Source organism: Methylobacterium sp. 190mf, from assembly GCF_900107945.1.
Classification (GTDB): domain Bacteria; phylum Pseudomonadota; class Alphaproteobacteria; order Rhizobiales; family Beijerinckiaceae; genus Methylobacterium.
The window spans coordinates 106,042-131,614 of record NZ_FNVI01000004.1; the positions used below are offsets into that span (position 1 = coordinate 106,042).

Here is a 25,573-nt window from a genome sequence, read left to right on the forward strand (position 1 = left end):
GCCTCATCGCCACAACGCACACGGATGCAGGGGCTGTAACTGGCTGTCACTGCATCGCCGCGTGCGGCAAACAGGCCACGGTACAGATGTTTTACGCTGTCATCTGGTCCGCAACCGTACGATCGCCTCGGCGATCTCGGTCGTCAGGCTCCGGGCGATCGGCAGCCTGTAATGGGTCTGGTCGAAGAACTGGTCGGGATCGGCCGCCGCGGGGCGGCCGTCGCGCCAGTCGACCACCGTGCTGAGCGCGTGGGTCGCCAGCACCGTGTGCACCTCGGCCCGGCAGGCCGCCTCGGCCCGCGCCCGAGGGCTGCCGGGCGGCGGCTCGCCGCGGGCGTAGACCGGCGGGAACACCACCACGACCGGCGTCTCCGCCGGGATCCGGGTCAGTTCGGCGCGCAGGCGCGCCGCGATCGGAAACGGGCCGCCGTGCCGCGGCTCCGGCTCGGGCCCGACCGGCTTCTCCAGCGCCGCCTTCTTGGCGGGATCGACGCCGAAGCCCTGGCTCAGGTAGTTGCGCTCGTAATCCCACCAGCCGTCGGCCGCGGCGGTCTTGCGGCGCGGGTTCAGGAGCCAGCCGATGCGGTTGACCGTCTCCTGCGCGGCCGAGAAGCGGATCAGCCCGCGCAGGTAGGCGGGCCAGTCCCCCACGAGCCAGTAGGGAAAGCCGTGCTCGCTCGGGAAGGACGGGTCGTCCGCGCACCAGAACGCGTCAGCCGAGAGCACGATCGCGGCGGGGCGGGCGTGGTGCTGCAGGTACCATCCCAGCAAGGCGAACTGCTCGGACGGGCCGGTGGCCGGCACCGAGAGCTGGAGGAACGGGATGCCGGTGAGCCGGGTCAGTGCCGCCGGCTCGATGAGCTGGATGTGCGAGTTGCCGATCACCACGCCCGCGTAGGCCGGATCGCGGCCGCGGACGGCCGAGGCCGTGCGGGGCCCCTGCGGCCGCACGGCCCCCCGGGACAGCAGCGTCGAGCGGCCGGTATCGTAGGGGTCGACCAGCACCGCGAGGGCCAGGTAGCCCGCGAAGAGGCCGACCATCGACAGGGCCAGGGCGCGGGCGAAGCCGCGCCAGTCCCTGTCGGTCGTGGGGGGTGCGGGCGCCATCCTCAGAACTGGAAGTAGATGAACTCGTAGTTCGCATCGTCGCCGATCTTCAGCAGGACGAGCACGAACAGCAGCGCGAAGCCGAAGGCGAGGAGCCGGCGCGGCGGCAGCCGGTGCACCGCGTTCCAGGCGGTGGGCCCGACCGTCGCGACCAGGGCGGCGATGGCGATGGTGCGCCACTTGAAGCCGGAGCCCCTCGGCGCGAGCCCGAAGAGTCCTTTGAAAATCGCGAGGGCCGCTTCGAAGCTCGTCGCGCGGAAAAGAACCCAGGTCAGCACGACGAACAGGCTGGTGAGCGCCCAGCCGAGCGGCGCGGGGATCGCGATCCGGGCCCGGCGCGCCAGGACACCGGCCCCGAGGCCGATCCCGTGCAGCGCCCCCCAGGCGAGGAAGGTCAGGCCGGCCCCGTGCCAGAGGCCGCCGAGCGTCATCGTGGCGACGAGCGCCCCGACCTGCCGCGGCAGCCCGCGGCGGTTCCCGCCCATCGGGATGTAGAGGTAGTCGCGCAGGAAGCGCGACAGGGTCATGTGCCAGCGCCGCCAGAAGTCGCGGAGCGACGTGGCCCGGTAGGGCGCGTCGAAGTTCTGCGGCAGGACGAGGCCGAACAGCAGCGCGATGCCCAGCGCCATGTCGGTGTAGCCGGAGAAGTCGAAGTAGATCTGGAACATGAAGCCGAGCGTCGCCTGCCACGCCTCGACCACCGTGACGGCCTTGCCGGCAGCGGCGGCCTGGAACACCGGGTTCACGTATTCCGCGAGCGGATCGCCGAGAAACACCTTCTTGGCGAGGCCGACGGTCAGCAGCATCAACCCGCGGGCGAAGCGCTCGGCGGCGTCGGGCCGCGCGTAGGGCGCCTCGTCGAACTGGTGCATGATCTCGCTCCAGCGCACGAGCGGGCCGGCGAGAACCTGCGGGAAGAACGCGATGTAGAGGGCGTATTTCACGAGCCCGAAGCCCGGCGCCCGGCCGGCCCGCAGGTCGGCGAGATACATGATGTGGTGGAAGGTGAAGAACGAGATGCCGAGCGGCAGGGCGAGACCGAGCCGCTGCGCTTCCAGGCCGGGGATCAGGTTGGCGAGGTCGGCCGCGAAGTCGAGGTACTTGAACACGCCGAGCAGCGCGAGGTTGGCGGCGATCGCCGCCGGGATCAGCCAGCGGCCGGGCCACCGGCGATAGGCGCGCGCCACGCACCAGTTCGCCAGGATCGAGCCGGCCAGCAGCGGCACGAACCGGACGTCCCACCAGCCATAGAACACGAAGGACAGGGCGACGAGGAGCGGCAGCCGCCACGCGGGCGCGGCGCGCGCCACCAGCCCGTGCAGGATCAGCGCGGCCGGCAGGAAGGCGAGGAGGAAGACGAAGGAGTTGAACAGCATCGGGCGAGGCGGCGCGGAGGAGCCCGGATGGGCCGCCGTTGTCTCCGAGCGGGAGGGACCGCCTTGTCGAGGATCAAGGCCGGCCCGTCAATCGCCGCAGAGGCGGCGCGCCCGGCCGGGCGCGGCCTCACGCTCCGCGGCTGGCCGCCTCGATGGTCAGGCCCAGTCCCACCGAGCCGAACGTGTCGCCCTCCACCACCCGGGCGGCCGGCAGCGCGGCCCTCAGCGCGGCGCGCAGGTGCGGCAGGCCGGTGGAGCCGCCGGTGAGGAACAGGGCGTCGACCCGGTCGGCCGTCAGCTCCGCCTGCGCGAGGCAGCGCGCGATCCGGGCCGCGACGGCGCGGGCGAGGTCCCCCGTCTGGGCGGACAGGGTCGCGCGATCCACCGGGACCGCGAGCCCGGGCTCCAGGAGGCCGAGGTCGAGCAGGGTCGCGTCCTGTTCGGACGCCGCGATCTTGGCGCTCTCCACTGCCCCGGCCAGGGCGTGACCGCGCTCGCCCTCCACCGCCTCGCGCAGCCGCGCGAGCAGGTCGGGCCGGGCGCCGTCGCGGATGACCTCGTCGATCTCGCGCAGGGTCTTCTGATTGTAGAGGCGGTTGATCGCCGACCACGTGGCGAGGTCGTGGTAGTAGGCGTTCGGCACCGCGAGGTCGCCGCGGCGCATCGGGCTTCCGAGGCCCAGGAGCGGCATCACCGTTCCGAGGCTGAGCTGTCGGTCGAAATCGGTGCCGCCGATCCGCACCCCGTCGTTGGCCAGGATGTCGCCGGCCCGGTCCGGCCGCCCCCGCCGCTCCGGCGCGAGGCGCACGATGGAGAAGTCCGAGGTGCCGCCGCCGATGTCGGCGACGAGGGCGATCTCCTCCGCGCGGACCTGGCGCTCGTAGTCGAGTGCCGCGGCGATTGGCTCGTACTGGAACGAGACCTCCCGGAAGCCGACGTCGCGGGCGATGTCGCGCAGCGTGTCCTCCGCGCGGCGATCCGCCTCCGGGTCGCCGTCGACGAAGTGGACCGGGCGGCCGTGGACCACCGTGTCGAGGCTCTGGCCGCTGGCGGCCTCCGCCCGCGCCTTCACGGCGGTGAGGTAGCGGGCGATGACGTCGCGCAGGCGCAGCCGCTGGCGGCCGACCGGGGTCGCCTCATCCATGAGCGGCGTGCCGAGCACGGATTTCAGCCCGCGCATCAGCCGGCCGGACCGGCCCTCGACATAGGCCGCCGTGGCGGCCCGGCCGATGATCGGCTCCCGTCCGAGCTCGAAGAAGATCGCGCTCGGGATTGTCCGGTGCGCGCCCTCCAAGGGCAGCAGCGTCGGGCCGTCCGGGCCAAGATGCCCGAGCGTGGTGTTCGACGTGCCGAAATCGAGGCCGCAGGCCGCCATCGTGTTGTGGATCCGGGACTGGAGAGAAGGGCCGTGGGCCTACAGGGCCGCCATGTCGGGGTCCAGGGCGGAAGAGCGGAGCCCGGGGCTCCCGCAAGGGGGTTGACGGCCCGATCGCGCACCGGCGGCGGAGCCACGCCGCGGACCGACGCCCGCATGCGGCCCACACGCGGCCCACATGCGGGAAGCGTGGACAGTGCCGCGGCGGCACACCCGGACCCGCCGGGCCGTGCTATGAGGCCCCATGCGTTCCGACATCGATCTCGGCCTGACCGGCGAGCGCCCCGCGCTCCTCGACCTCACCGAACTGCTCGCCACGCGGCTCCTGGTTCAGGGCAATTCCGGGTCCGGCAAATCGCACCTGCTGCGGCGGCTGCTCGAGCAGAGCGCCGGCCTCGTGCAGCAGGCGATCATCGATCCGGAGGGCGACTTCGCCAGCCTCGCCGACCGCTACGGCCACGTCGTGGTGGAGGCCGACGGCGACGACGTCGCCCTGCAGCGGATCGCCGCCCGGGTGCGGACCCACCGGGTCTCGGTGGTGCTGTCGCTGGAGAATCTCGACGCCGACGGCCAGATGCGGGCCGCCGCCGCCTTCCTGGGCGGCCTGTTCGACGCCGACCGCGACCATTGGTACCCGATGCTGGTGGCCGTGGACGAGGCGCAGCTCTTCGCGCCCGCGGCCGCCGGCGAGGTCTCAGACGAGGCCAGGCGCCTGTCGCTCGGCGCGATGACCAACCTCATGTGCCGCGGCCGCAAGCGCGGGCTCGCCGGCATCATCGCCACGCAGCGCCTCGCCAAGCTCGCCAAGAACGTCGCGGCCGAGGCCTCGAACTTCCTGATGGGCCGGACCTTCCTCGACATCGACATGGCACGCGCCGCCGACCTCCTCGGGCTGGAGCGCCGGCAGGCCGAGACGTTCCGTGACCTACCGCGCGGGCATTTCGTGGCCCTGGGACCGGCCCTGTCCCGGCGCCCGCTCACCATCGCGGTCGGGCCGACCCAGACCGTGAGCCGGAGTTCCTCGCCGGTCCTCGTGCCGCTGCCCGACGCCCTGGAGGATGCCCGCGCGCTGATCCTCACAGCGAGCCCCGCCGAGACCGTCGCGCCGCTGGCGCCGCGGCCGAAGCCGCGCCCCGCGCCGGCGCCAGACGTGCTCGTCCAGCTCGCCAATTACCGTCCGCCGGCTCCGGCGGAGGAGCCGGAGGAGGAACCCATGGACCCGGAGGCCCGCGAGGCGGCGCTCGCCGAGGTGCTGGCCTCCGTGCTGGCGGATGCCGACGCCGCCGCCTGCACTCCCGCCACGCTCTACCAGGACTTCACGGTCCGCTGCCGGATCCGGCGCCTGCGCGGCGACACGATGGGTCTGCCCGAGTTCAAGCGGCGCCTCGCGGTCGCGCGGGCCGAGGCCGGCGGCGCGGTCGCGGACAATTCCGGCTGGGAGCAGGCCCAGGCGATCGCGGCCGGCCTGCCGGACGACCTCGCCGGCCTGTTCCTCGTGGTCGCGCGGGCCGCCATCGAGGGCGCCCCCTGCCCCACCGACACCGTGCTGGCCGAGGCCTACGGCACCAGCTCGGGCGGCCGGGCGCGGCGGATGCTGGCCTATCTCGAGGAGCGCGGCGCCATCGTCACCCGCAAGGACCTGCGCGGCGCACCGATCATCGCGGTGCCGGATCTCGGCGTCGAGACCGGACCGGGCGAGCCGCAGATGCTGCCGACGGGCCCGAAGCGGCGGGCGGGGTAGCGGGATCGGGCGCTCGCCGGGCGCGGTACCGGGATGCGCCCAGGGTCAGGGGCGGAAGCCCGGTCAGACGCGCCGGGCCATCTCCAACTTGGCGAGTTCCACCGCGGCGCGCAGTTCGATCTCGGCCATCAGGCCGTCGAGCCGGGGATCCCCCGAGAGGCCGGCACGCTCGTTCAGGCGGCCGGCGATGGCGCGCAGATCCTGCGGCGCGACGCGGCCGCCGAGCAGTGCCGCCTTCAGCCGGTCGAGGCCGTCGAGGAGGTCCTGGCCGCGCTGGGCGGAGCGCCGCCGCCGCTCCTGGGGCGTGTCGGCCTCGGCCTGGAGAAGCAGGACCGCGTCGAGCCCGGCGAGCGTCGCGGCGGCGGCCGGCGCGCCGGCAGACGTCGTCGACGACGGGGCCGCGCCGAGGCTGAAGGCTGCGCCGCCCTCGGGCTTCCGGGCGGACGCGACACCGCCGGCGCTCTGGATCGGCTGGCGAGTCTCGACACGCATGATCCGGTTCGCGTTGCTCCAAGCGCCCCCGCGCAGAACCGGAAATTCGGCCGCCAGGGTTAAGCGCGGGTAAACAAGCCGGCAGAAGCTGCCGGGTCGGCAGGTTCGGTGCCGGCACCGCGAGGCGCGAGGCCAGACCTGGCCCGGAAAAACTTTGTTTTCTTCAATGGCTTGCACAGATCTGGCGGCTGGCACGACCCTGGCAGGATGGGGGCAGGTCCGTCACGGTCGAAACACGGCATGCGCCCGCGTCACGCGTTCAGTCCTCTCCGGTCTCTCTCGGTCGCCCTCGCGGGCGCCCTGCTTCTCGCCGCGCTGTCCGTGCCGGCGCTCGCCCTGTCGCGCGTCAAGGATCTCGCCTCCATCGAGGGCGTTCGCCAGAACCAGCTCGTCGGCTACGGCATCGTGGTCGGCCTCAACGGAACCGGCGACACGCTGAACAACATCCCGTTCACCAAGCAGTCGCTTCAGGCCATGCTGGAGCGCCTCGGCGTCAACACCCGCGGCGCCACGATGCGCACGCAGAACCTCGCCGCCGTGATGGTGACCGCGAGCCTGCCGCCCTTCGCCGCGCAGGGCACCCGGATCGACGTGACGGTCTCGTCGCTGGGCGACGCCAAGTCCCTCCAGGGCGGCACCCTGCTGGTGACGCCGCTGCTCGGCGCCGACGGCGAGGTCTACGCCCTGGCGCAGGGCTCGGTGGCGATCGCCGGCTTCGCCGCCGAGGGCGATGCCGCGAAGATCACCCGGGGCGTGCCGACCAACGGCCGGATTTCCAACGGCGCCAATATCGAGCGCGAGATCGCCTTCAAGCTGAACGACGCCCGCTCGCTGCGTCTGTCGCTGCGCAACCCGGATTTCACCACCTCGAAGCGGATCGCCGCGGCGATCAACGACTTCATGGGCGCCGACACCGCCGAGCCCACCGACCCGGCCACCGTCACGATCCAGATCCCGTCCCGCTACAACGGCAACATGATCCGCCTCATCACCGAGGTGGAGCAGCTGAAGGTCGAGCCTGACCAGACCGCCCGGGTCGTGGTCGACGAGCGTTCCGGCATCATCGTCATGGGCCGGGACGTGCGCGTGTCGACGGTGGCCATCGCCCAGGGCAACCTCACCGTCACCATCACCGAGCAGCCGCAGGTCAGCCAGCCGGCGCCGTTCTCCGACGGACGCACCGTCGTGGTGCCGCGCACGGGGGTGAAGGTCGATACCGGGGACGGAAACAAGCTCGCCCTGGTGAAGGAGGGTGTTAGCCTGCGCGAGCTGGTCGACGGTCTCAACGCCCTGGGCGTCGGCCCGCGGGATCTCATCTCGATCCTCCAGGCGATCAAGGCCGCGGGCGCGCTCCAGGCCGATATCGAGCTGATGTGACCGAACGGACGCGAAGGGACGATCCATGCTGCAACTCGCCAGTCTCGCGGCCAGCGCCGCCGCCAGCGTCGGAACCTCGGTGGCCGGGAGCGCCGTCGACGGGATCATCAAGACCGCCAACAAGGCCAAGGCCTTGAAGACGGCGACCGAGTTCGAATCGATGTTCCTGGAGAACAGCCTCGACCGGCTGACCCAGTCGGAGGGCACCGACGGGCCGCTCGGCGAGAACGGGACCGGCGGCGGTGTCTACCGCTCGATGCTGACCAAGGAATACGCGAAGCAGATCGTGAAGAGCGGCGGAGTCGGCATCGCCGATTCGGTTTTCCGTGAGATCATGAAGATGCAGGGCGCGGCGAGCGAGGGAGCGATCCATGCAAAGGGCTGAACCGCTGCGCGTCGGGGACCGGATCACCGCCGAGGCCCTGGTGGCGGGCGTGCTCGGCAACATGGCCGCGCTGGAAGCCGTGCTCGCCGAAGAGGCGGCCTACGTCCGGGAAGGGCGACTGCAGGAGGGCGTCGCCGCGGCCGAGCCGAAGGCCGCGCTGGCCGCCGCCTACATGCAGGGTCTCGAGGTCGCGAAGGCGAACGCCGTCGCACTGAAGCGCTTCCATCCCGACGGGGTCGAGGCCCTGCGCACCGCCCACCGGCGGTTCACCGCGGCCGTGGAGGCGAACCAGACGGTGCTCGCCAGCGCCAAGACCGTCTCGGAAGGGCTGATCAAGACCTTGGCGGAGGAGATCGGCCGGGCACAGCTCCCCTCCGGCTACGGGCGGCAGACGCCAGCGCCGTCCCCGTACGGCCGCGGCGTGCGCAGCGGGCCGCTGGTCCTCTCGCGCAACCTCTAGGGCCCGCCCGGACGGCGGCCGGCGCCGATCCGGACGTAGGTCCGCACCTCGCCGAGATCGGTGTCGACGCGGTTGTCGACCGCGATGCGGCCGGCGACAACTGGCGCTGCCGCGACGCCGCTCCCCGCGGCCAGATCCGCCCCCGCGACGACGCGGCCCGAGACGCGGAGGCAGCTGCCGCTCCCCGGCAGCCGCACGAAGCCCTGGCCCTTGGACGGGCACGGCACCGGCCCCGGGATCACGGGCAGATCCCGCAGGTCGAGGGCCTCGGCCGGGCCAGCGCCGGCCACGATCGCCGCGAGGGCAGCGCAGACCGGGATCCGGCCGCGCATCTCAGGCGGCCTGGCGGGCGAGATCCCGGTGAAGCAGGTCGATGTAGTGCTCGACCTCGCCGACGAACCCGTCGAGGTCGGGCTCGTGGATGCGCAGGCGGGCGAGGTCCCGCAGCAGGATGTCGAGGGCGATGGCGCGCTCTTCGGGATGCACGTAGCCCGCGAGGTAGGTGTCGACGGCCTGCTCGACCAGGACGATCGCGCCGCTACGCGGGACGGCTCCCAGGCGGAGGACGAGTTCGATGGGTCCGGACAGCGCCATGCCGACCTCTCCTCAATCGAATGACGGCGCGTGGGCGCGACCGCACGCTGCGCTTCATTCCCGGAAAGCGGCAAGACTATGGTGAACCCGACACGTCGCGAGATTTTTCGAGCGTCAGGCGCGCGTTGACCGGTCTCGGCGATCAGCTCAGCTGATGTAGTTCACGAGGGAGAGCTTCGAGAGCGTCGCGGTCACCTGATAGCTGGCCTGGAGCCGGTTCTGCACGTCGAGCAGCTTGGTGATGACCTCCTCGGGGGAGATCTGCTCGATCCCGTCCAGGGTATTCTGGACGGTGTTCTGGAGCGCCTTGTTGGTCGTGCCGGCATTCGAGAGCCGCGTCGACGCGACGGTGAGCTGCGTGACCGTGTCCTGGACGCTCGGAATCTGGTTGGCGGACGAGAGCAGGCTGCCGGCCTTCGTCGCCACCGTCTGGTAGGTGTTGTAGGTGTTGGCGTCGTTCGTGGTGGGCAGGCCGAAGGCCATGGTCGCCAGGCCGGCGAGCACGTTCTGGACCGCGGGATCGTTGGCGCGGGCGCCTGTCCCGACGCTCCCGGTCGCGCTCACCTGGACCGACTGCGTGTCGATCGCCGAGGTCGGCTGCGGGACTGCCGGCGGCGCGGGCTGCGTGTAGGTGTTCTCGCCCTGGTACCACAGCACCGTGTCCTGAGGCGTGGCCGCCCTGTAGCCGACCGGGGTGGTGCCATCGTACAGGATGCGCTGCGGCATCACGCCCGACCCCGACGGGCCGCCTTCCGCCGCGCCGGAGAAGAAGTTCGACGCGGTCGCCGCGGTGGCGTTCACCGCCAGCGTGCTGTTGGCCGCACCGGTCAGCGCGTTGCTCAGTGTCGCCGACAGGTTGGCCATCGTCTGGGCGGGCGTCGAGCCGATGGCGAAGTTGGTGATCGATTTCGGGTCCGCGCTCGTCGCGGCCGTGAGCGTGATCGTCGTGGAGGTGCCGTCGGCCATCTTCAGCGCGAACGACACGGTGTCGCCGGCGCTCGGCTGCGTCGTCATGCTGAGGCTGAAGCTGCCCGGGCTCGTGGCCGTGCCCGCCGTGTAGGTCGCGCCGATCGCCGAGCCGGTCGTGGTCGGCGCGCCCGCCAGGGTGAAGCCGAATTGCCCTCGGGTCAGGTTGTTCGACTCTTCGGTGACCCGCACGCTCGTGGCCGGGCTGGCCAGAGTCTGCGTCAGGCGGCCGTTGCCCCCCGCGCCGAGCTCGGCGGTGACCCGCTGCGAGATCAGGGTCGAGAGGCCGTCGAGCGTGTTGCCGCTCGCGTCGGTCGTGCCGTTGAGGATCTTGCTCGAATCGACCACCGGCTGGGTCGTGGTGTCGGTGCCGCCGAACAGGTAGTTGCCCGCCGCCGATTCGTTGAGCGTGTCGAGCGCCGTCTGCAGGTTGGCCAGCGCCGTCGACCGGCCGGAGACCGAGTTCGCCGCCACGCTCTGCAGGCCGTTCTGGAGCATCGTCCCGGTGGAGGTGCCGAGGGTCGCAACCTGCGTCAGGCTCGTGACCGCGAGGTCGGTCCGGGTCTGCGCGGCGGTGATTCCGGCGGCGTAGCCGGAGAGCGCGCTCAGGGTGGCCTGCGCGGACAGAGCCGTCGACCGCCCGGAGCCGAGGCCGCCATAGGTCTGCGAGACCTGACCGCTCGAGAGCTGGTTGGTCAGGTCGTTGAGCTGGCTCTTCAGCGCCTGGAGCTGAGAGGCGTTGCGGTTGGTGATGTAGGAGCCGGCCGCGAAGGGCGTGATCGTCGTCATGATCAGATCTGCAGCAGCTGGTTGAGCATGTCGCGGGCCGCGGTGAGCACCCGGGCGTTGGCGCCGTACGCGGTCTGCAGGGCGATCAGGTTCGACATCTCTTGGTCGATGTTGACGCCCGCCCCGGCGGAGAACCGGCTCTGCGCGGTGGAGAGCGCCGTCTGCTGGGTGGCGTCGAGAGCGGCGGCGTTCGACGCGTTGGCCCCCTGCGTGGACACGATGTCCTGCGCGAAACCGATCACGGTGGCGCTGTAGGGGGCCGAGACGCCGCCGATGCCGCTCGACGACGAGAAGGTCTGCTGGTTCGCGGTGAGCGCCGTGAACAGCTTCTGGGCGCGGGCGCCCGACGTGCTCGTGTCCGTGGCGCTCGTCGCCGTCAGCGCGGCGGTGTTGCCCGCCAGCGCGCCGTTGACCGTGATGCGCTGGGCGAAACCAGTGAGCTGCGAGCCGCCGTCGAACGTGCCGGTGTAGAGCTTGTTGCCCGTACCGTCGACGAACATCGCGAGCGACGGGTTGCCGGTGTTCAGGTCCGACGCCGAGACGGCCGTGACGCTGGCGCTCGCCGCGCCGGCGACCTTGCCGGCCGCCCCCAGCGTCAGCGTCGCGCTGGTGGCGGTCGAGGAGACCGGACTCGCCGACAGTGTCGGCAGCTTGTAGGTGCTGCCGGAGGCGTTGAACGTGGCGAAGGCGGACTGGATCGCCGCCGCGTAGGTGCCGGGCCCGCCGCTGGCATTGAAGGTCAGCGTGAGGCCGCTGGCATCCGTGGTCTGCGCGGCGGGCACGACCGCGCCGCTGGAGGTCGCGGACGCCACCAGCGTCACGTTGCGCACGGCCCCGGTGTTGTCGGTGACCGGGAAGGTGATCGTGTTCCCGGGCTGCATCGTCGAGACGCTGATCTGCGTGTCGGTCCCGCTGTACGTCCCGGTGGTCGCGGTATTCGTGAGCGCCTTCGAGAGGCCGGCCGCGAGATCGTCGAGCTGCCGCTGCGCCTGCGGCAGGGTCTGGTCGCGCATCTCGATCTCGGCGGCCAGGCTGCCGGACCGCAGCACGCCGGGGGCGCCGAGGTCGATCTTGCCGCCGCCCGGCAGCGTCGCCGTGATGGTTCCGACCGTCCGCTGGGCGGGGTCGGTCGCGTAGCTCGCGGTGGGGCTGAGCACGCCGCGTCCGTCGAAGGTCAGGGTCGCGGCGTTCCCGCGGTCGACCAGCGTCACGCCCGACTGGGTCATGACCGAGACCGTGCCGTCGCGCTGCTGGACCGTCTGCACGTCCATGTAGCTCGACAGGCTGTTGATCGCCTGGTCGCGCTGGTCCTGAAGATCGGTCAGCGAGGTGCTGTCAGTGGTGTTCTGGATCTTGCCGTTGAGCGTCGCGATGTTGGACAGGATCGTGCTCGCCGCGCTCGTGTCGGTGCCGAGCTGCGACTCGAGGCCGGTGCGCAGGTTCTGCACCGTTCCGGCGGCGCTGTTGATGAGGCTCGCGACGGCCGCGGCATTGCCCAGCACCGTCGTGCGGGCGGCCGCCGAGGTCGGGTTCGCGGCGAGTTCCTGGAGCGATTGGGTGAAGGTGTTCAGCGTCCCGTCGAGGGAGGTAGCGCTGCCGGGCACGCCGTAGAGGGCGTCGAGCTGGGCGGCGATGCCGGACTTGGTGCCCGTGTAGGCGGCCCCCGAGGTCTCCAGCCGGAGCTGGTTCAGCGCCGCGGCATCGAAGCTGCGGGTGATCGTGCCGGCGGCCACGCCGGAATTGTTCGTCCCGGTGGCGACCGTCGAGAGCGTGCGCTTGACGTAGCCCGCCGTCCCGGCATTGGCGACGTTCTGCGAGACGATGTTGATCGCCGCCTGGGTGGCGGCGAGGCCTGCGCTCGAGGTGGAGATCGCATTCAGCGACATGTCACGGCCTCCGCGGCTCGAATCGCACCCTCACTCAGCGGATCACGTTGAGCAGATCAGACATTATCGTCTGGGCCGTCGACATGACGCGCGTGTTCGCAGAGTAAGCCTGCTGGGTTACGATCATCTTAGAGAATTCGGTCGCAATGTCGGTGTTCGATTGCTCGTTGCTCGCGCCCGAGATCGTGCTGCCGTTGAGGCCCGCGAGCGGAGGCCCCGAATCGACCGTCTGGAGATAGTTCCCGTTCGTATCGGCCTTCAGGCCGTCGGCATTGGCGAACTGGACGACGCCGACCGAGGCGAGAGCCACGACCGAACCGTTGGAGAAGGTGCCGTTGACCTTGCCGTCCGGACCGACGGCCACGCTTGTGAGCGTCCCGGAGCTGTTGCCGTTCTGCGTCAGCGCGTTGGTCGTCGCCGCACCGGTCGTGTCGGCATACTGCGTCAGGCCTGAGGCGCTGAGATTCATGTTGAGGCTGGGGAATGTGTAGTCACCCATGGTGATCGGCCCCAGCGGGATCGGGTTCGTCGAGGGCGAGGTGAGCTTCCCGGTGGAATCGAAGGTGAAGGCCGTGCCCACGTTGTTCCAGTCGGACGTCGTGAGCGCGCTCGGGTTGGTGGAGTAGTACAAGTTCCACACGGCCGGCTGAGCCGGCGTGGTCGTCGCGTCCTGGACCTTGGCCCAGCGGGTCGTCAGTGTGAGCGGCGCGCCGGTCGACGTGTAGACCGGCAGCGACGGGCCGGCGATGCTGTTGCTCATGAAGGTCGAGACGGCACCGGTCTGGGTCGAATCGACCTTGACGCCGGTCTGCCCCGATCCGGAGGTCACGACGGCCGCGGTATTCTGATTGTAGAGATCGGATCCCGACGTCGCCGAGGCCGACGTGCTCGGCGTCGAGGGCAGGTTGGCGGCGTAGGTGATCGTCGTGGTGGCCTGCGCCGGCAGCGCCGAGTTGCCGATCTTGATCGGACCGATGCTGGTCGTCTGACCGGTGATCGGATCGAGGTTCGATCCGGTCAGGTATCCGCCGGCGCCGTTGACGAGATAGCCGTCCTTGTCCTGGGCGAAATCGCCCCGGCGCGTGTACAGGCTCGTGCCGCCGAAGGATGTGGCGCCGTTCGCGTCGCCGGTCTTCTGCACGACGGTGAAGAAGCCCTGGCCGTTGATGGCCATGTTGGTGGGCACGCTCGACGAGACCACGTTGCCGGCCAGGGTGTTGGTGAGCTGCGACTGGGGCAGCACCGAACCCGCGACCTCGCGGCCCGGCGTCTTCTCGGACATCAGGTCGACGAAGCTGGTGTCGATGCGCTTGTAGCCGGTCGTCTGCGAGTTCGCGATGTTCCCGGAGATGTTGCTGATGGCGTAGGACTGCGCCTGGAGTCCGGAGACCGAGGTCTGCAGGGCGGTGAAAAGATCCATGGCGAACGATCCCGATGCGCGCCGCACTGGCCCGCAGGCCGGTCCGGCCGCAACCGGCATGCCAGGGCTAAGTCCTTGATAATCCTGGACCGGATTGTCGACGACCCGGCAGGGTTGACCGGTCATGGCCGCGCGCCCGGCAGATCCTGCCGGGTCGGTCCCGCGGGCGCGGAGATCCGGACCGGAAGTCCCGTCCGCCGCGTTTACGCGGTGTTATTCGACACGCGCGAAGATGCCGCCGGGCCGGGGCCACGCGCGGTGCGTCCTGTCCGGAAGCGCTGAACGGGTACGGATTGCGGATCTCGGGATCATGCGGGCGAAACGGACAAGCCTCGTCCACATCATCTACTTCTCGCGTCTCAACCTGTCGTCGGACGCGGCGAAGAGGTCCGAGCAGATCAGCGATATCGGTCGCATCGCTCAGAAGAAGAACGAGTTCGCGGTGATCACGAGCTTTCTGGTCATCGAGGGGAACTTCGCCTGCCAGGTCATCGAGGGCGAGCGCACATCCGTGCACGAGACCTTCGACCGGGTGAGTGCCGACAGCCGGCACCGCGAGGTCCAGATCAGCGAGTGGCGGGAGATCACCAAGCGCGAGTTCGTCCACTCGTTCAAGAGCGCGCAGCGCACGGCCGGGAACGACACGCTGTTCGCCAAGGCCAACCTGCTCCCGATGCTCCAGCGCGGAACGCCGAAGGCGTCCGCGATACACGGGCTGTGCCTGTCGCTGCAGTCCGACGCGATGTCCCGTCAGGGCATCGACCACCTCTTCATCTGAGCCGCCGATGTCCGAGAGCGATACGCCCCCGATTCTCATCGTCGACGATCAGGAGAAGCTCCTGCGGCTGATCGTGATGCTGATGACCCGCATCGGCTTCCCGGACGTCGAGGGCGTCACCAACGCGCCCGAGGCGCTGGAGCGGATGCGGCAGCGCCGCTACGCCCTGGTGATCTCCGATCTCGACATGGAGCCCATGGACGGGCTCACCCTGCTGCGCGAGATCCGCGCCGACGACGCGCTGATGAACACGCCCTTCATGCTCACCGAGTCGTCCTTCGACTTCGAGGACATCAACCTCGCCCACCAGGCGGGCGCGGACGCCTTCATCCTCAAGCCGTTCGACATGGCGGTGCTGAAGACCAAGCTGAAGCAGGTCCTCAACCGCAAGCCGCGCAAGCGCGAGGCGCCGATCGCGTCCGAATCGACCCTGAGCGTCGAATTCCCGATGCTCGGCAAGTTCTGACGCCGCGCACCCCTCGCGGGCCCGGCGACGCGGAGGCGCCGCCGAAGCGCGTCACGCCGCCCGCTTCTGGTAATCCTTCACGTCGGTGAAGCGCACGGCCGGGTAGCGCTCCTCCTCGTAGCGGAGCGAGAAGGCCGTGGTCGCCATGAAGACCGGGGCACCGTCGAGGTCCTTGGCCATGGCCGAGCCGTGCGAGTCGATGAACTTGTCGAGCTCGGCCTCCGAATCGGACGACACCCAGCGGCAGACCGAGAATCGCGAGGTCTCGTAATCCACCGGCAGGCCGTACTCGGCCTGGAGCCGCTCCTTCAGCACGTCGAGCTGCAGCGCGCCGACCACGCCGACGATCGCCTGGCTTCCGTCCTGCGGCACGAACACCTGGACGACCCCCTCCTCGCCCATCTGCTGGAGCGCCTCGCGCAGCTTCTTGGCCTTCATGGCGTCGGTGAGCTTGATCCGGCGCAGGATCTCCGGCGCGAAGCTCGGGACACCCCGGAACACGATATCCTCGCCCTCGGTGAGCGTGTCGCCGATCCGCAGCGTGCCGTGGTTCGGGATGCCGACCACGTCGCCGGCATAGGCCTCGTCGGCGATGGCACGGTCCTGGGCGAAGAAGAATTGCGGCGCCGAGAGCGAGATCGGCTTGCCGGTGCGCACCAGCCGGGCCTTCATGCCTCTGTTGAGCTTGCCCGAGCAGACCCGCATGAACGCGATCCGGTCCCGGTGATTCGGGTCCATGTTCGCCTGGATCTTGAACACGAAGCCGGTCATCCGCGGCTCGGTCGGCTCGACGAGGCGCTTGTCGGCGTCCTGGCCCCGCGGCGGCGGCGCCACCTTGGCCAAGCCGTCGATGAGGTCGCGCACGCCGAAATTGCGCAGCGCCGAGCCGAAGAAGACCGGCGTCAGGTGACCCTCGCGGAACGCGTCGAGGTCGAACGGCTTCAGGCCGCCCTCGGCGAGTTCGACCTCCTCGCGCCACGCGTCGGCGGCGCCGTCCTCGGTGAGCAATTCGTCGAACAGCTTGTCGTCCGGGCCGGACACCGCGACCATCCCGGCATCCTCGGCGGCGTCGAGGCGGCGGACACGGTTGCCGCCGAGCTCGTAAGTCCCGGAGAAGTTGCGGCCGGTGCCGATCGGCCACGTGACCGGGGCGACGTCGAGGGCCAGCGTCTTCTCGATCTCGTCCAGAAGCTCGAACGGGTCGCGCGCCTCGCGGTCGAGCTTGTTGACGAACGTGACGATCGGGATGTCGCGCAGGCGGCAGACCTCGAACAGCTTGCGCGTGCGCGCCTCGATGCCCTTCGCGGCGTCGATCACCATGACGGCCGAATCGACCGCCGTCAGCGTCCGGTAGGTGTCCTCCGAGAAATCCTCGTGGCCGGGCGTGTCGAGGAGGTTGAAGACGCAGTCGCCGTACTCGAAGGTCATCACCGAGGTGACCACCGAGATGCCGCGCTCCTTCTCGATGCCCATCCAGTCGGAGCGGGTCGAGACCCGGTTGCGCTTGGCCTTCACCTCGCCGGCGAGCTGGATCGCGCCTCCGAACAGCAGAAGCTTCTCGGTGAGGGTGGTCTTGCCCGCGTCGGGGTGGGAGATGATCGCGAAGGTGCGCCGCCGCGACACCGGATCGGCCGGCCTCGCCTCGGTCTTGGTCTGCATCAGCATGGAGCGAACGCTCTGGGTCGGCGGAACGTGGTGGTGCGCGGCGCGGCACTCGCGCGGTCTCGGGATCGTGTAGCGGCAAGCCCCGATATTGGCAAAGACGGCGGCAGAATGGGGCCTCCTTTCAGGCACCGTACAGGGGCGCGACACCACGCTTCCCCGGTCGATCCACGCTTCGCGAGGCCCCGATGTCGCGCGCCGCAGCACGCTGCTGTCTGGTCACCGCTCTGCTGTTCGCCTCCGCGGGCCCCGGGCCCCGCGCGGCCGAGGCGCCGCAGCGCGCCGCAGCGGCCGACGCCGCCTTCCTCGATGCCCTGACCTGGGGCGCCACGCCCTCGGCCTTCGCGCAGCTCACCGCGGAGGGGCGGACGCGCTGGCTACACGATCAGCTTCACCCGCCCGCCGAAATGCGCCTGCCCCCCGACGCCCAGGCGCAGGTCGACGCGCTGACCCCGCCGGGCAGCCTGTTCGAGCGAGCCCAGGCCCTGGACGCGCAGGCCAAGGCGGCGAAGGACATCGCCGATCCCGAGGCCAGGAAGGTTGCGCAGCAGGCTTTCCAGGCGACGCTCAACACGGCCGCGCGGAACGCCGCCTCCGTCTGGGTACTGCGGGCGCTCTACAGCCCCGACCAGCTGCGCGAGCGGCTGACGTGGTTCTGGTTCAACCGGCTCAACGTCCACCAGGGAAAGTCGACGCTGCGCGCCGCCGTGGGCGACTACGTCGAGACGGCGATCCGCCCGCACGTGCTCGGGCGCTTCCGCGACCTGCTGATGGCGAGCCTGCGCCACCCGGCGATGCTGCGCTACCTCGACAACGACGCCAACGCCGCCGGCCGCCCGAACGAGAACTACGCCCGGGAGATCATGGAGCTGCACACGATGGGTGTCGGCTCCGGCTACACGCAGGGCGACGTCGAGGCGCTGGCCCGGATCCTGAGCGGGGTCGGCATCGACCTGAAGCCCGAGAACCCGAAGCTCCGCCCCGAGCGCGCCGCCGACTTCCGCCGGGACGGCCTGTTCGCGTTCAACCCGAACCGGCACGATTACGGCGACAAGGTCTTCCTCGGCACGCGCATCCGGGGGCGCGGCTGGCCCGAGGTCGAGGAGGCGGTGGACCTGATCGCCCGCAACCCCGCCACCGCGACCAACGTCTCCCGGGCGCTGGCGACCTATTTCCTCGGGCAGGCATCCGACGACGCCCTCATCGCCCGACTCGCCGCCGTCTTCACGCGGACCGACGGCGACATCGCCGCGGTGATGGAGGCGCTGGTGCGCGAGCCGGCCTTCACGGCCGAGCGCGGCGGCACCTTCAAGGACCCGGTGCGCTACGTGTTCTCGGCCCTGCGCATGGCCTACGACGGGCGCGTGATCCGCAACGCCGGCCCGGTGCTCGGCTGGCTGAACCGCCTCGGCGAGGGCCTGTTCAACCGCTCGACGCCCGACGGCTACCCCCTCGACGCGGCCGCCTGGAGCGGGCCCGGGCAGCTCGCGACGCGGTTCGAGATCGCCCGGCAGATCGGGTCCGGCTCGGCCGGCCTGTTCAAGCCGGCGCTGCCCGATCAGGCCGAGGAGCCGGCCTTTCCGGTGCTCGCCAACGGGCTCTATTTCTCGGCGCTGTCCGGCACCCTGTCGGCGGCGACGCGCGCGGCCCTCGCCCAGGCGGTCTCGCCGCAGGACTGGAACACCCTCTACCTCGCCTCGCCGGAGTTCATGCGATGAACCGTCGCGACCTGATCCGCGCCTCGGCGGCGCTCGGCCTGTCCACGGTGGCCGGCCGCGTCTGGGCCGCCCCGAAGGCCGACGCGCGCCTCCTCGTGGTGTTCCTACGCGGCGCCTACGACGCCGCCAACGTGGTGATCCCGACCGGCAGCGACTTCTATTACCGGTCGCGGCCAAACCTCGCGATCCCGAAGCCCGACGCGTCGGACCCGAAGGCGGCGCTGGCGCTCGACGCCGACTGGAGCCTGCACCCGGCTCTGCGCGACACGCTCCTGCCGCTCTACGCCAAGGGTCAGGCCGCCTTCGTGCCGTTCGCCGGCACCGACGACCTGACCCGGAGCCATTTCGAGACCCAGGACACGATCGAGATGGGCCAGACGGTCGGCGCGGCCCGCGACTACAATTCCGGCTTCATGGCCCGGCTCGCCGCGGAGCTGACCCGGGTCCGGCCGATCGCCTTCACCGACCAGATGCCGCTCATCTTCCGGGGCGGCGAGACGGTGCCCAACATCGCCATCAACGGGGTCGGCAAGCCCGGCATCGACGACCGGCAGGCCCGCCTCATCGCGGCGATGTACAGCGACACCAAGCTGGCCGCCGCCGTGACCGAGGGGTTCCGGGTGCGCGACGCGGTCTACCACACGATCTCCGATCATGCCGGGCAGGCCGACCGCGGGGCGGTCTCGCCCAAGGGCTTCGAGCTGTCGGCCCGGCGCATCGGCCGCCTGATGCGCGAGAACTTCAACCTCGGCTTCGTCGATGTCGGCGGCTGGGACACGCACGTGAACCAGGGCGCGGGCACCGGCTACCTCGCCGACCGACTCGGCGAGCTGGGGCGCGGACTCTCGGGCTTCGTCGAGGAGATCGGGCCGGGCTGGTCCGACACGGTGGTGGTGGTGCTGTCGGAGTTCGGACGCACCTTCCGGGAGAACGGGAGCCGCGGCACCGATCACGGCCACGGCAGCGTCTACTGGATCCTCGGCGGCGGCGTCCGGGGCGGCCGGATCGCGGGACCGCAGGTGCGGGCCGACGAGGCGCACCTGTTCCAGAACCGGGACTATCCGGTGCTCACCGACTATCGCGGCCTGCTGGGCGGCCTGTTCCGGCGGCTCTACGGGCTCGACCAGGCGAGCCTGCGGCGGATCTTCCCCAGCGCGGACCCGGCGGATCTCGCGCTGCTGTAGGGAGCGAGCCGTCGCAGCGTCGCGCCGTCCCAGCACTCGCGAGCCCGGGCTCTCAGCCCCTCCGTCATCGCGAGCGCAGCGAAGCGACCCAGGGCCGCACGAGTTCGGCAGGCGTCGCGCGACGCTGGGTCGCTTCGCTGCGCTCGCAAGGACGACCAAGCGCATGTCGTGCCGACGTATCGATGCTCCTCAGCGGATCTCGACATCAGCGCGCGAAACACCTTCAACGGGTTGGCTCCGCGCCCCTCTGTCCGCGCGCTCAGGCCGCGGCGGCCGCCAGGGCGCGCAGGTCGCCGACCAGCTCGTCGACCCGCTCCGTCCGGGCATCCCAGGCGAACATGAAGCGCGCCCCGCCGCCGATGAAAGTGTAGAACCGCCAGCCCCGGGCGCGCAGGCCCTCCATCGTGGCCGCCGGCATCGTCAAGAAGACCGCGTTCGCCTCGACGGGAAACAGCGCTCGCACCCCCGGCAGCCCGCCGACCGCCTCGGCGAAGCGGCGGGCGCAGGCGTTGCCGTGGGCCGCGTTCCGCAGCCACGCGCCGCTCTCCAGCATGCCGACCCAGGGGGCCGCGAGGAAGCGCATCTTCGAGGCGAGCTGGCCGGCCTGCTTGCAGCGGTAGCCGAAATCCTCCGCGAGCGTGGCGTCGAAGAACACCACCGCCTCGCCGGCATGCATGCCGTTCTTGGTGCCGCCGAAGCACAGGACGTCGATGCCCGAGCGCCACGTCATGTCGGCGGGGCTGCACCCGAGGCTCGCGCAGGCGTTGGCGAAGCGCGACCCGTCCATGTGCAGGGCGAGGCCCAGCTCGCGGCAAGTCGCCGACAGGGCCCGCAGCTCGGCGAGGCTGTAGACCTGCCCGGTCTCGGTGGGCTGCGTGATCGTCACCACGCGCGGCCGCGGGAAGTGGATGTCGCTGCGGTTCTGCGCCAGCCCGCGGATCGCCTCCGGCGTGAGCTTGCCGCCCTCGGTCCGGACGGTCAGCAGCTTCGAGCCGTTCGAGAAGAATTCCGGCGCGCCGCACTCGTCGGTCTCGACATGGGCCGAGTCGGCGCAGATCACGCTGTGGTAGGACTGGCACAGCGCGGCCAGCGCCAGCGCGTTGGCGGCCGTGCCGTTGAAGGCGAAGAACACCTCGCACGGGGTCTCGAACAGGTCCCGGAAGGCGTCGGCCGCCCGGGCGGTCCAAGCGTCCTCGCCGTAGGCCGGGGCGTGGCCGCGATTGGCCGCCTCCATCGCAGCCCAGGCCTCCGGGCAGATGCCGGAATAGTTGTCGCTGGCGAATTGCTGCGAGTCGTCGTGTCTCATCCGCGCAACCTAGCACGGCGCAGGCGCGGATGGATCGCGCGGACAGGTTGGAACTGGTGCGCGCTTGGTGTAATAGCCCCGTCAAGGCGTGAGCTCCACGCCGATTCGGAAACCGACGTTCCCGTCCCTCCCGGGTTCAAACCGGGCGAGGGACGTTGCCGGTTTCCAGATCGGCGGCGGGCCGCGTGAACCCAGAACTTCAGGTCCAGAGGATCAAGTCCGTTGCAGGTACTCGTTCGCGACAACAACGTCGATCAAGCGCTCCGCGTCCTCAAGAAGAAGATGCAGCGCGAGGGCATCTTCCGCGAGATGAAGCAGCGCAAGGCTTATGAGAAGCCGTCCGTGCGCAAGGCTCGCGAGAAGGCCGAGGCCGTCCGCCGCGCCCGCAAGCAGGCCCGCAAGACCGCGATCCGCGAGGGCCTGATCGCCGCGCCGAAGCCGAAGCCCCGCTTCCCCGCCGGCGGCCGTCGTCCCGGCTTCCCGTCGCCGTCCGCCGCGCAGGGCCAGGGCGGCAACGCCGCCGGTCAGACCCCGGTCAGCCCGGCTCCCGCCGCCTGAGCGACACCACGTCAGTCATGAGAGAGCCCGGCCTGCGCGCGCAGGGCCGGGCTTTTTCTTTGCGTCGCGTCCGGATGAAGGCGCCCGGGCACGCGAGCCGCACGTGGCGCGGGTCCCCTCTCCACCCGAGTCGAGCTTGCCCCGAGTCGGGCTTCTCGGGACGGATCTCGGGCAGGCCCGAGATCCGTCTGGAGAGGAGGAAGGTCGCGCCTGTAGCGCCGAGCCGGGGCCCTGCGCTCGCGATGACGTGAAGAGCTTCGAGCGCTAAGCGCTCAGGCCGCCAGCTCAGGCCGCCTTGGCGGCCATGGTGGCGTGCTCGGCCTGGACCAGCACGTCGAGGGCCCGCCAGGGCTTCTGCATGTAGACCGCCTGATCGGGGAGCCGCGCATCCCGGCTCGCGCCCGAGGTGACGACCACGCGCACGTCCGGCCACCGCCGCTTGACCGCCTGCGCCAGCGACACGCCGTCCATGGCGCCCGGAAGGCGCACGTCCGCGAAGAGCAGCGCCACGGTCACGTCGGACCGCTCCAGCACCGAGAGGGCCGCCTCGGCGCTCTCGCAGGCGATCACGCCGAGATCGGTCTCCTCGAGCACCGCCGTCGCGAGATCGCGCACAGCCGCATCGTCCTCCACGACGAGCGCCACGGGGGCGGAACTATCGGGCGTTGCGCGATCCATCAAAGTCTCCTGCTGCCGGTGCCTTGCCCCGCGTCGGGTGGCCGCCTGTACGGCGAGCTTCTGATTCCCCGATTCGGCCATGCTGATCCTTCATGAGGCGGCTCACAAGAGTCGCGTCGCTCCGGAGGCGAATGCCTGCCCTGCGGACAGGCGGCACCATTTTCATGCGGAACGCACGAAAATGGCGCAGTTTCCGGGCGGTTAAGAAACTGTTCACTGGAGTGGACCGACTGTTAACGTCCTGCGGCGGAACGTCTCCACCCGCGCGGGGCGTTTCGCCGGATCGAACGCGGCCCAGAGCTGAAGGATCATCGTCCGACATGTGCCGTTTCCTCGCCTACAGCGGTGAGCCGGTCTTCCTCTCCGACCTCGTCTGCGCGCCGACCCACTCGCTGGTGCACCAGTCGCTGCACGCCGACGAGGGGAAGACCGAGACCAACGGCGACGGTTTCGGCATCGGCTGGTACGCCGAGCGGCCCGAGCCGGGTGTCTACCGCGACATCTCCCCGGCGTGGTCGGACGAGAACCTCGTGAACCTCTGCGGGCAGGTGCGGGCGCGGACGTTCTTCGCGCACGTGCGCGCCTCGACCGGGACGGCCACCGCCCGGGCTAACTGCCACCCCTTCGTGTTCGGCCGCCACCTGTTCATGCACAACGGCCAGATCGGCGGCTACCACCGGATCAAGCGGCGCCTCGAGGCGCTGATCCCGGATTCCTACTACGACCATCGCCGCGGCAGCACCGACTCGGAGGCGATCTTCCTCCTGGCGCTCGCCAACGGCCTTGAGGCGGACCCCGTCGGCGCGATGGCGCGGACGCTGAAGACCGTCCGCGAGTTGATGGAGTCGGCGAATGTCTGCGAGCCGCTGCGCTTCACCGCGCTGCTCACGGACGGCGAGACGCTGACCGCCTATCGCTGGGCCTGCGACGGCCGGCCGCCGAGCCTGTACTACCGCGAGGGGCCGGGCGGCATCGTGGTGGTGTCGGAGCCGATCGACGGCTGCCGCGAGGGCTGGCGGGTGGTCCCGAAGGGCGCGACCCTGCGCGCCCGCCACGGGACCGCGACGCTCGTCGAGGCGCCGGAGCCCGCCCGCGCCGCCGCCTGAATACAGACGGCCCCAGCCATGCCGCCGCGGGGATTGCCGGGGCGCGCCACATCGCCACATTCCGCCTGCGGCCGATGGTGCGGCCGAGCGGGAATCGACCGATGTATCCGGATACCGAGCTTCACATCGCCGGGCGCTGGCGCGCGGGTGCCGACCGGGACACCCTGGGGGTCCTGAACCCCGCCACGGGCGAGACGATCGGCCAGTGCGCGGTCGCCACCACGGCGGATCTCGACGAGGCCCTGGCGGCTGCCGCCCGCGCCTTCCCGACCTGGCGCAAAGTCGCGCCCTTCGAGCGCGCCAAGATGATGCGCAAGGCGGCCGACCTGCTGCGCGCCCGGGTCGACGAGATCGCCCGGATCATGACGCTGGAGCAGGGCAAGCCGCTCGCCGAGTCGCGTGTCGAGACCCTGGCGGCGGCCGACATCATCGACTGGTTCGCCGAGGAGGGTAAGCGCGCCTACGGCCGCGTCATCCCGGGCCGCGCCGACGGCGTGCTGCAGGCGGTGGTCCGCGAGGCGGTAGGGCCGGTGGCCTGCTTCACGCCCTGGAACTTCCCGATCAATCAGGCGGTCCGCAAGATCTCGGCGGCGCTCTGCACCGGCTGCACGGTGATCCTGAAGGGCCCGGAGGACACGCCGGCGAGTTGCGCCGCCCTGGTCCGCGCCTTCCTGGATGCGGGCATCCCGGGCGACGCGCTCTCGCTGGTCTACGGCGATCCCGAAGCCATCTCGGCCTACCTGATCCCGCACCCGGTCATCCGGAAGATCTCGTTCACCGGCTCGACCGTGGTCGGCAAGAAGCTCGCGGCGCTCGCGGGCGAGCACATGAAGCGCGCCACGATGGAACTCGGCGGCCACGCCCCCGCGATCGTGTTCGGCGACGCCGACGTGGAGAAGGCGGTGGCCGTCCTGGCCCCCTCGAAGTTCCGCAATGCCGGCCAGGTCTGCGTCTCGCCGACCCGCTTCCTCGTGCACGATTCGGTCTTCGATCGCTTCGTCGAGGGCTTCACGACCTTCGCCAAGTCGGTGAAGGTCGGCGACGGGCTCGATCCCGAGACCAAGATGGGACCGCTGGTCCACGGGCGGCGCCTCGACGCCGTCACGGCGCTGGCGGCGGACGCCGAGTCGAGCGGCGCGACGCTGCGGGCGGGCGGCAAGCGCATCGGCAACCAGGGCAACTTCTTCGAGCCGACGGTCTTCACCGAGGTGCCGCTGACCGCCCGGATCATGAACGAGGAGCCCTTCGGCCCCCTGGCGATGATCAACCGGTTCTCCGACGACGAGGAGGCGCTCACCGAGGCCAACCGCCTGCCCTACGGGCTCGCGGCCTACGCCTACACCCGCTCCGCCGAGCGCGCGGCGCGGGTGTCGAATGCGGTCGAGAGCGGCATGATCTCGATCAACCACCATGGCCTCGCCCTGCCCGAGACGCCGTTCGGCGGCGTCAAGGATTCGGGCTACGGCAGCGAGGGCGGCCCGGAGGCCCTCGACGCCTACCTGGTCACCAAGTTCGTCACGCAGGCGAATTTCTGACGCACCGGCCGGCGCGCCGCGGCGCGCCGGCCCCTCCCCTCAGTAATGCGGCGGCGGCGGTTCCGGCCCGCGCGGCGCCGCGCGGGCGGCCGCCTCCTCCACCTGCTCCCGCAGCGCGTCGAGCTGCCGGACGAGCCGGTCGATCACCCGCCACTGCTCGGTCACGGTCCGGTTCAGATCCTCGATCGTCGCATCCTGCTCGGTCAGGCGCATCTCCAGGCGATCGATCCGTGTCGCCTCGTCCATGTCGGGTCTCCAGGCAGTGCCGTGTCGCGAGCTGTCCCCGCCCCGATCGTCTCGGACCGCCGGCGCTCGACGCTCCTCCTAACGCAGGCCGCGCGCCGAACAACCCGACGGACCGCCTCCAGCCATGACCAGTCGAGAACGTCCATCAGTCGATGCATAGGCTCGAAGACCGATAATGGCGCAAAAGTGATTTATATCTCGGTTATCTTTGTCGTTTGTATAAATGCATTTTGCGACGATCGACTGCGCTCCTACAACTTTCTCGAACTCTCATTGAGCCCGTTTCATGACGAGAGCACGCCATTGACGGATTTTTAAGCGCGTCTCCTCATGATCGTCCGCACTTTACAGATCAGGCGGGCACGGGC

Annotated in this window: 24 protein-coding genes; 11 read left to right on the plus strand and 13 right to left on the minus strand. The window is 70.6% G+C overall.

The window, feature by feature from the left end; genetic code table 11:
• Positions 1 to 99: 99 nt before the first annotated feature.
• The 3 genes from C4T42_RS06140 to C4T42_RS06150 all read right to left on the minus strand — a co-directional run bounded on the left by C4T42_RS06140 (position 100) and on the right by C4T42_RS06150 (position 3,858).
• On the minus strand, positions 100 to 1,107 hold the full coding sequence (locus C4T42_RS06140) for a hypothetical protein (protein ID WP_020092922.1): 1,008 nt from the start codon (positions 1,105 to 1,107) through the stop codon (positions 100 to 102).
• A 2-nt stretch (positions 1,108 to 1,109) separates the two neighbouring features.
• Positions 1,110 to 2,483, minus strand: coding sequence for an MBOAT family O-acyltransferase (locus C4T42_RS06145; protein WP_020092923.1), 1,374 nt, complete (start codon positions 2,481 to 2,483; stop codon positions 1,110 to 1,112).
• A gap of 127 nt (positions 2,484 to 2,610) precedes the next feature.
• A complete protein-coding gene (locus C4T42_RS06150) occupies positions 2,611 to 3,858 on the minus strand; it encodes an Hsp70 family protein (RefSeq protein ID WP_020092924.1) in 1,248 nt (415 codons plus the stop codon).
• A gap of 244 nt (positions 3,859 to 4,102) precedes the next feature.
• Between C4T42_RS06150 and C4T42_RS06155 the strand changes: the two genes are divergently transcribed.
• A complete protein-coding gene (locus tag C4T42_RS06155; protein ID WP_103984877.1) occupies positions 4,103 to 5,599 on the plus strand; it encodes an ATP-binding protein in 1,497 nt (498 codons plus the stop codon).
• Between the two features lie 63 nt (positions 5,600 to 5,662).
• Here C4T42_RS06155 and C4T42_RS06160 read toward each other — a convergent pair whose 3' ends face one another.
• Positions 5,663 to 6,091, minus strand: a complete 429-nt coding sequence (locus C4T42_RS06160; RefSeq protein WP_020092926.1) for a flagellar assembly protein FliX — start codon at positions 6,089 to 6,091, stop codon at positions 5,663 to 5,665.
• A 240-nt stretch (positions 6,092 to 6,331) separates the two neighbouring features.
• Here C4T42_RS06160 and C4T42_RS06165 point away from each other — a divergent pair, with 240 nt between their 5' ends.
• The 3 genes from C4T42_RS06165 to C4T42_RS06175 are packed head-to-tail and all read left to right on the plus strand — an operon-like array spanning position 6,332 to position 8,313.
• Positions 6,332 to 7,468, plus strand: a complete 1,137-nt coding sequence (locus C4T42_RS06165) for a flagellar basal body P-ring protein FlgI (RefSeq protein WP_042672916.1) — start codon at positions 6,332 to 6,334, stop codon at positions 7,466 to 7,468.
• Positions 7,469 to 7,493: 25 nt separating this feature from the next.
• Positions 7,494 to 7,853, plus strand: coding sequence for a rod-binding protein (locus C4T42_RS06170; RefSeq protein ID WP_020092928.1), 360 nt, complete (start codon positions 7,494 to 7,496; stop codon positions 7,851 to 7,853).
• The gene (locus tag C4T42_RS06175; protein WP_020092929.1) at positions 7,840 to 8,313 is read left to right on the plus strand and encodes a hypothetical protein; all 474 of its coding nucleotides are present in this window, start codon (positions 7,840 to 7,842) and stop codon (positions 8,311 to 8,313) included. Before C4T42_RS06170 ends, C4T42_RS06175 begins: the two co-directional genes overlap by 14 nt.
• Here the strand turns inward: C4T42_RS06175 and C4T42_RS06180 are convergent.
• From C4T42_RS06180 to C4T42_RS06200, 5 genes are all read right to left on the minus strand, one after another.
• On the minus strand, positions 8,310 to 8,645 hold the full coding sequence (locus tag C4T42_RS06180; RefSeq protein ID WP_020092930.1) for a hypothetical protein: 336 nt from the start codon (positions 8,643 to 8,645) through the stop codon (positions 8,310 to 8,312). The genes C4T42_RS06175 and C4T42_RS06180 overlap by 4 nt on opposite strands.
• A 1-nt stretch (position 8,646) precedes the next feature.
• Complete coding sequence (locus C4T42_RS06185) at positions 8,647 to 8,907, minus strand: hypothetical protein (protein ID WP_020092931.1); 261 nt, start codon at positions 8,905 to 8,907, stop codon at positions 8,647 to 8,649.
• Between the two features lie 147 nt (positions 8,908 to 9,054).
• Positions 9,055 to 10,662: a flagellin gene (locus C4T42_RS06190; protein WP_103984878.1), complete on the minus strand. Its 1,608-nt coding sequence runs from the start codon at positions 10,660 to 10,662 to the stop codon at positions 9,055 to 9,057.
• Positions 10,663 to 10,664: 2 nt separating this feature from the next.
• Complete coding sequence (gene flgK, locus C4T42_RS06195; protein WP_042672917.1) at positions 10,665 to 12,548, minus strand: flagellar hook-associated protein FlgK; 1,884 nt, start codon at positions 12,546 to 12,548, stop codon at positions 10,665 to 10,667.
• A gap of 34 nt (positions 12,549 to 12,582) precedes the next feature.
• Positions 12,583 to 13,968 (minus strand): flagellar hook-basal body complex protein, encoded by a 1,386-nt coding sequence (locus tag C4T42_RS06200; RefSeq protein ID WP_103984879.1) that lies wholly within the window; start codon positions 13,966 to 13,968, stop codon positions 12,583 to 12,585.
• Positions 13,969 to 14,278: 310 nt separating this feature from the next.
• Between C4T42_RS06200 and C4T42_RS06205 the strand changes: the two genes are divergently transcribed.
• Positions 14,279 to 14,746, plus strand: a complete 468-nt coding sequence (locus C4T42_RS06205) for a BLUF domain-containing protein (protein ID WP_020092935.1) — start codon at positions 14,279 to 14,281, stop codon at positions 14,744 to 14,746.
• 7 nt (positions 14,747 to 14,753) lie between these two features.
• Complete coding sequence (locus C4T42_RS06210) at positions 14,754 to 15,212, plus strand: response regulator (protein WP_020092936.1); 459 nt, start codon at positions 14,754 to 14,756, stop codon at positions 15,210 to 15,212.
• Between the two features lie 51 nt (positions 15,213 to 15,263).
• Here C4T42_RS06210 and C4T42_RS06215 read toward each other — a convergent pair whose 3' ends face one another.
• Positions 15,264 to 16,877: a peptide chain release factor 3 gene (locus C4T42_RS06215; RefSeq protein ID WP_020092937.1), complete on the minus strand. Its 1,614-nt coding sequence runs from the start codon at positions 16,875 to 16,877 to the stop codon at positions 15,264 to 15,266.
• Positions 16,878 to 17,062: 185 nt separating this feature from the next.
• On the opposite strand from C4T42_RS06215, the gene C4T42_RS06220 reads away from it, so the two are divergent.
• Positions 17,063 to 18,592 (plus strand): DUF1800 domain-containing protein, encoded by a 1,530-nt coding sequence (locus C4T42_RS06220; protein ID WP_020092938.1) that lies wholly within the window; start codon positions 17,063 to 17,065, stop codon positions 18,590 to 18,592.
• On the plus strand, positions 18,589 to 19,776 hold the full coding sequence (locus C4T42_RS06225; protein ID WP_020092939.1) for a DUF1501 domain-containing protein: 1,188 nt from the start codon (positions 18,589 to 18,591) through the stop codon (positions 19,774 to 19,776). Before C4T42_RS06220 ends, C4T42_RS06225 begins: the two co-directional genes overlap by 4 nt.
• Positions 19,777 to 20,035: 259 nt before the next feature.
• On the opposite strand, the gene C4T42_RS06230 is transcribed toward C4T42_RS06225, so the two are convergent.
• On the minus strand, positions 20,036 to 21,082 hold the full coding sequence (locus tag C4T42_RS06230; protein WP_020092940.1) for a low specificity L-threonine aldolase: 1,047 nt from the start codon (positions 21,080 to 21,082) through the stop codon (positions 20,036 to 20,038).
• 222 nt (positions 21,083 to 21,304) lie between these two features.
• Here C4T42_RS06230 and rpsU point away from each other — a divergent pair, with 222 nt between their 5' ends.
• Complete coding sequence (rpsU, locus tag C4T42_RS06235) at positions 21,305 to 21,640, plus strand: 30S ribosomal protein S21 (RefSeq protein ID WP_012322424.1); 336 nt, start codon at positions 21,305 to 21,307, stop codon at positions 21,638 to 21,640.
• Between the two features lie 285 nt (positions 21,641 to 21,925).
• On the opposite strand, the gene C4T42_RS06240 is transcribed toward rpsU, so the two are convergent.
• On the minus strand, positions 21,926 to 22,318 hold the full coding sequence (locus tag C4T42_RS06240; RefSeq protein ID WP_026604893.1) for a response regulator: 393 nt from the start codon (positions 22,316 to 22,318) through the stop codon (positions 21,926 to 21,928).
• Positions 22,319 to 22,638: 320 nt separating this feature from the next.
• On the opposite strand from C4T42_RS06240, the gene C4T42_RS06245 reads away from it, so the two are divergent.
• Positions 22,639 to 23,424, plus strand: coding sequence for a class II glutamine amidotransferase (locus C4T42_RS06245; RefSeq protein WP_020092942.1), 786 nt, complete (start codon positions 22,639 to 22,641; stop codon positions 23,422 to 23,424).
• A 101-nt stretch (positions 23,425 to 23,525) separates the two neighbouring features.
• Entirely contained in the window at positions 23,526 to 24,959 is a 1,434-nt protein-coding gene (locus C4T42_RS06250) for an NAD-dependent succinate-semialdehyde dehydrogenase (RefSeq protein WP_020092943.1), read from the plus strand.
• A 39-nt stretch (positions 24,960 to 24,998) separates the two neighbouring features.
• Here the strand turns inward: C4T42_RS06250 and C4T42_RS06255 are convergent, their stop codons facing one another.
• Positions 24,999 to 25,205 carry a SlyX family protein gene (locus C4T42_RS06255; protein ID WP_020092944.1) on the minus strand — a complete coding sequence of 69 codons (207 nt, stop codon included), beginning with the start codon at positions 25,203 to 25,205 and terminating at the stop codon, positions 24,999 to 25,001.
• Positions 25,206 to 25,573: the final 368 nt, after the last annotated feature.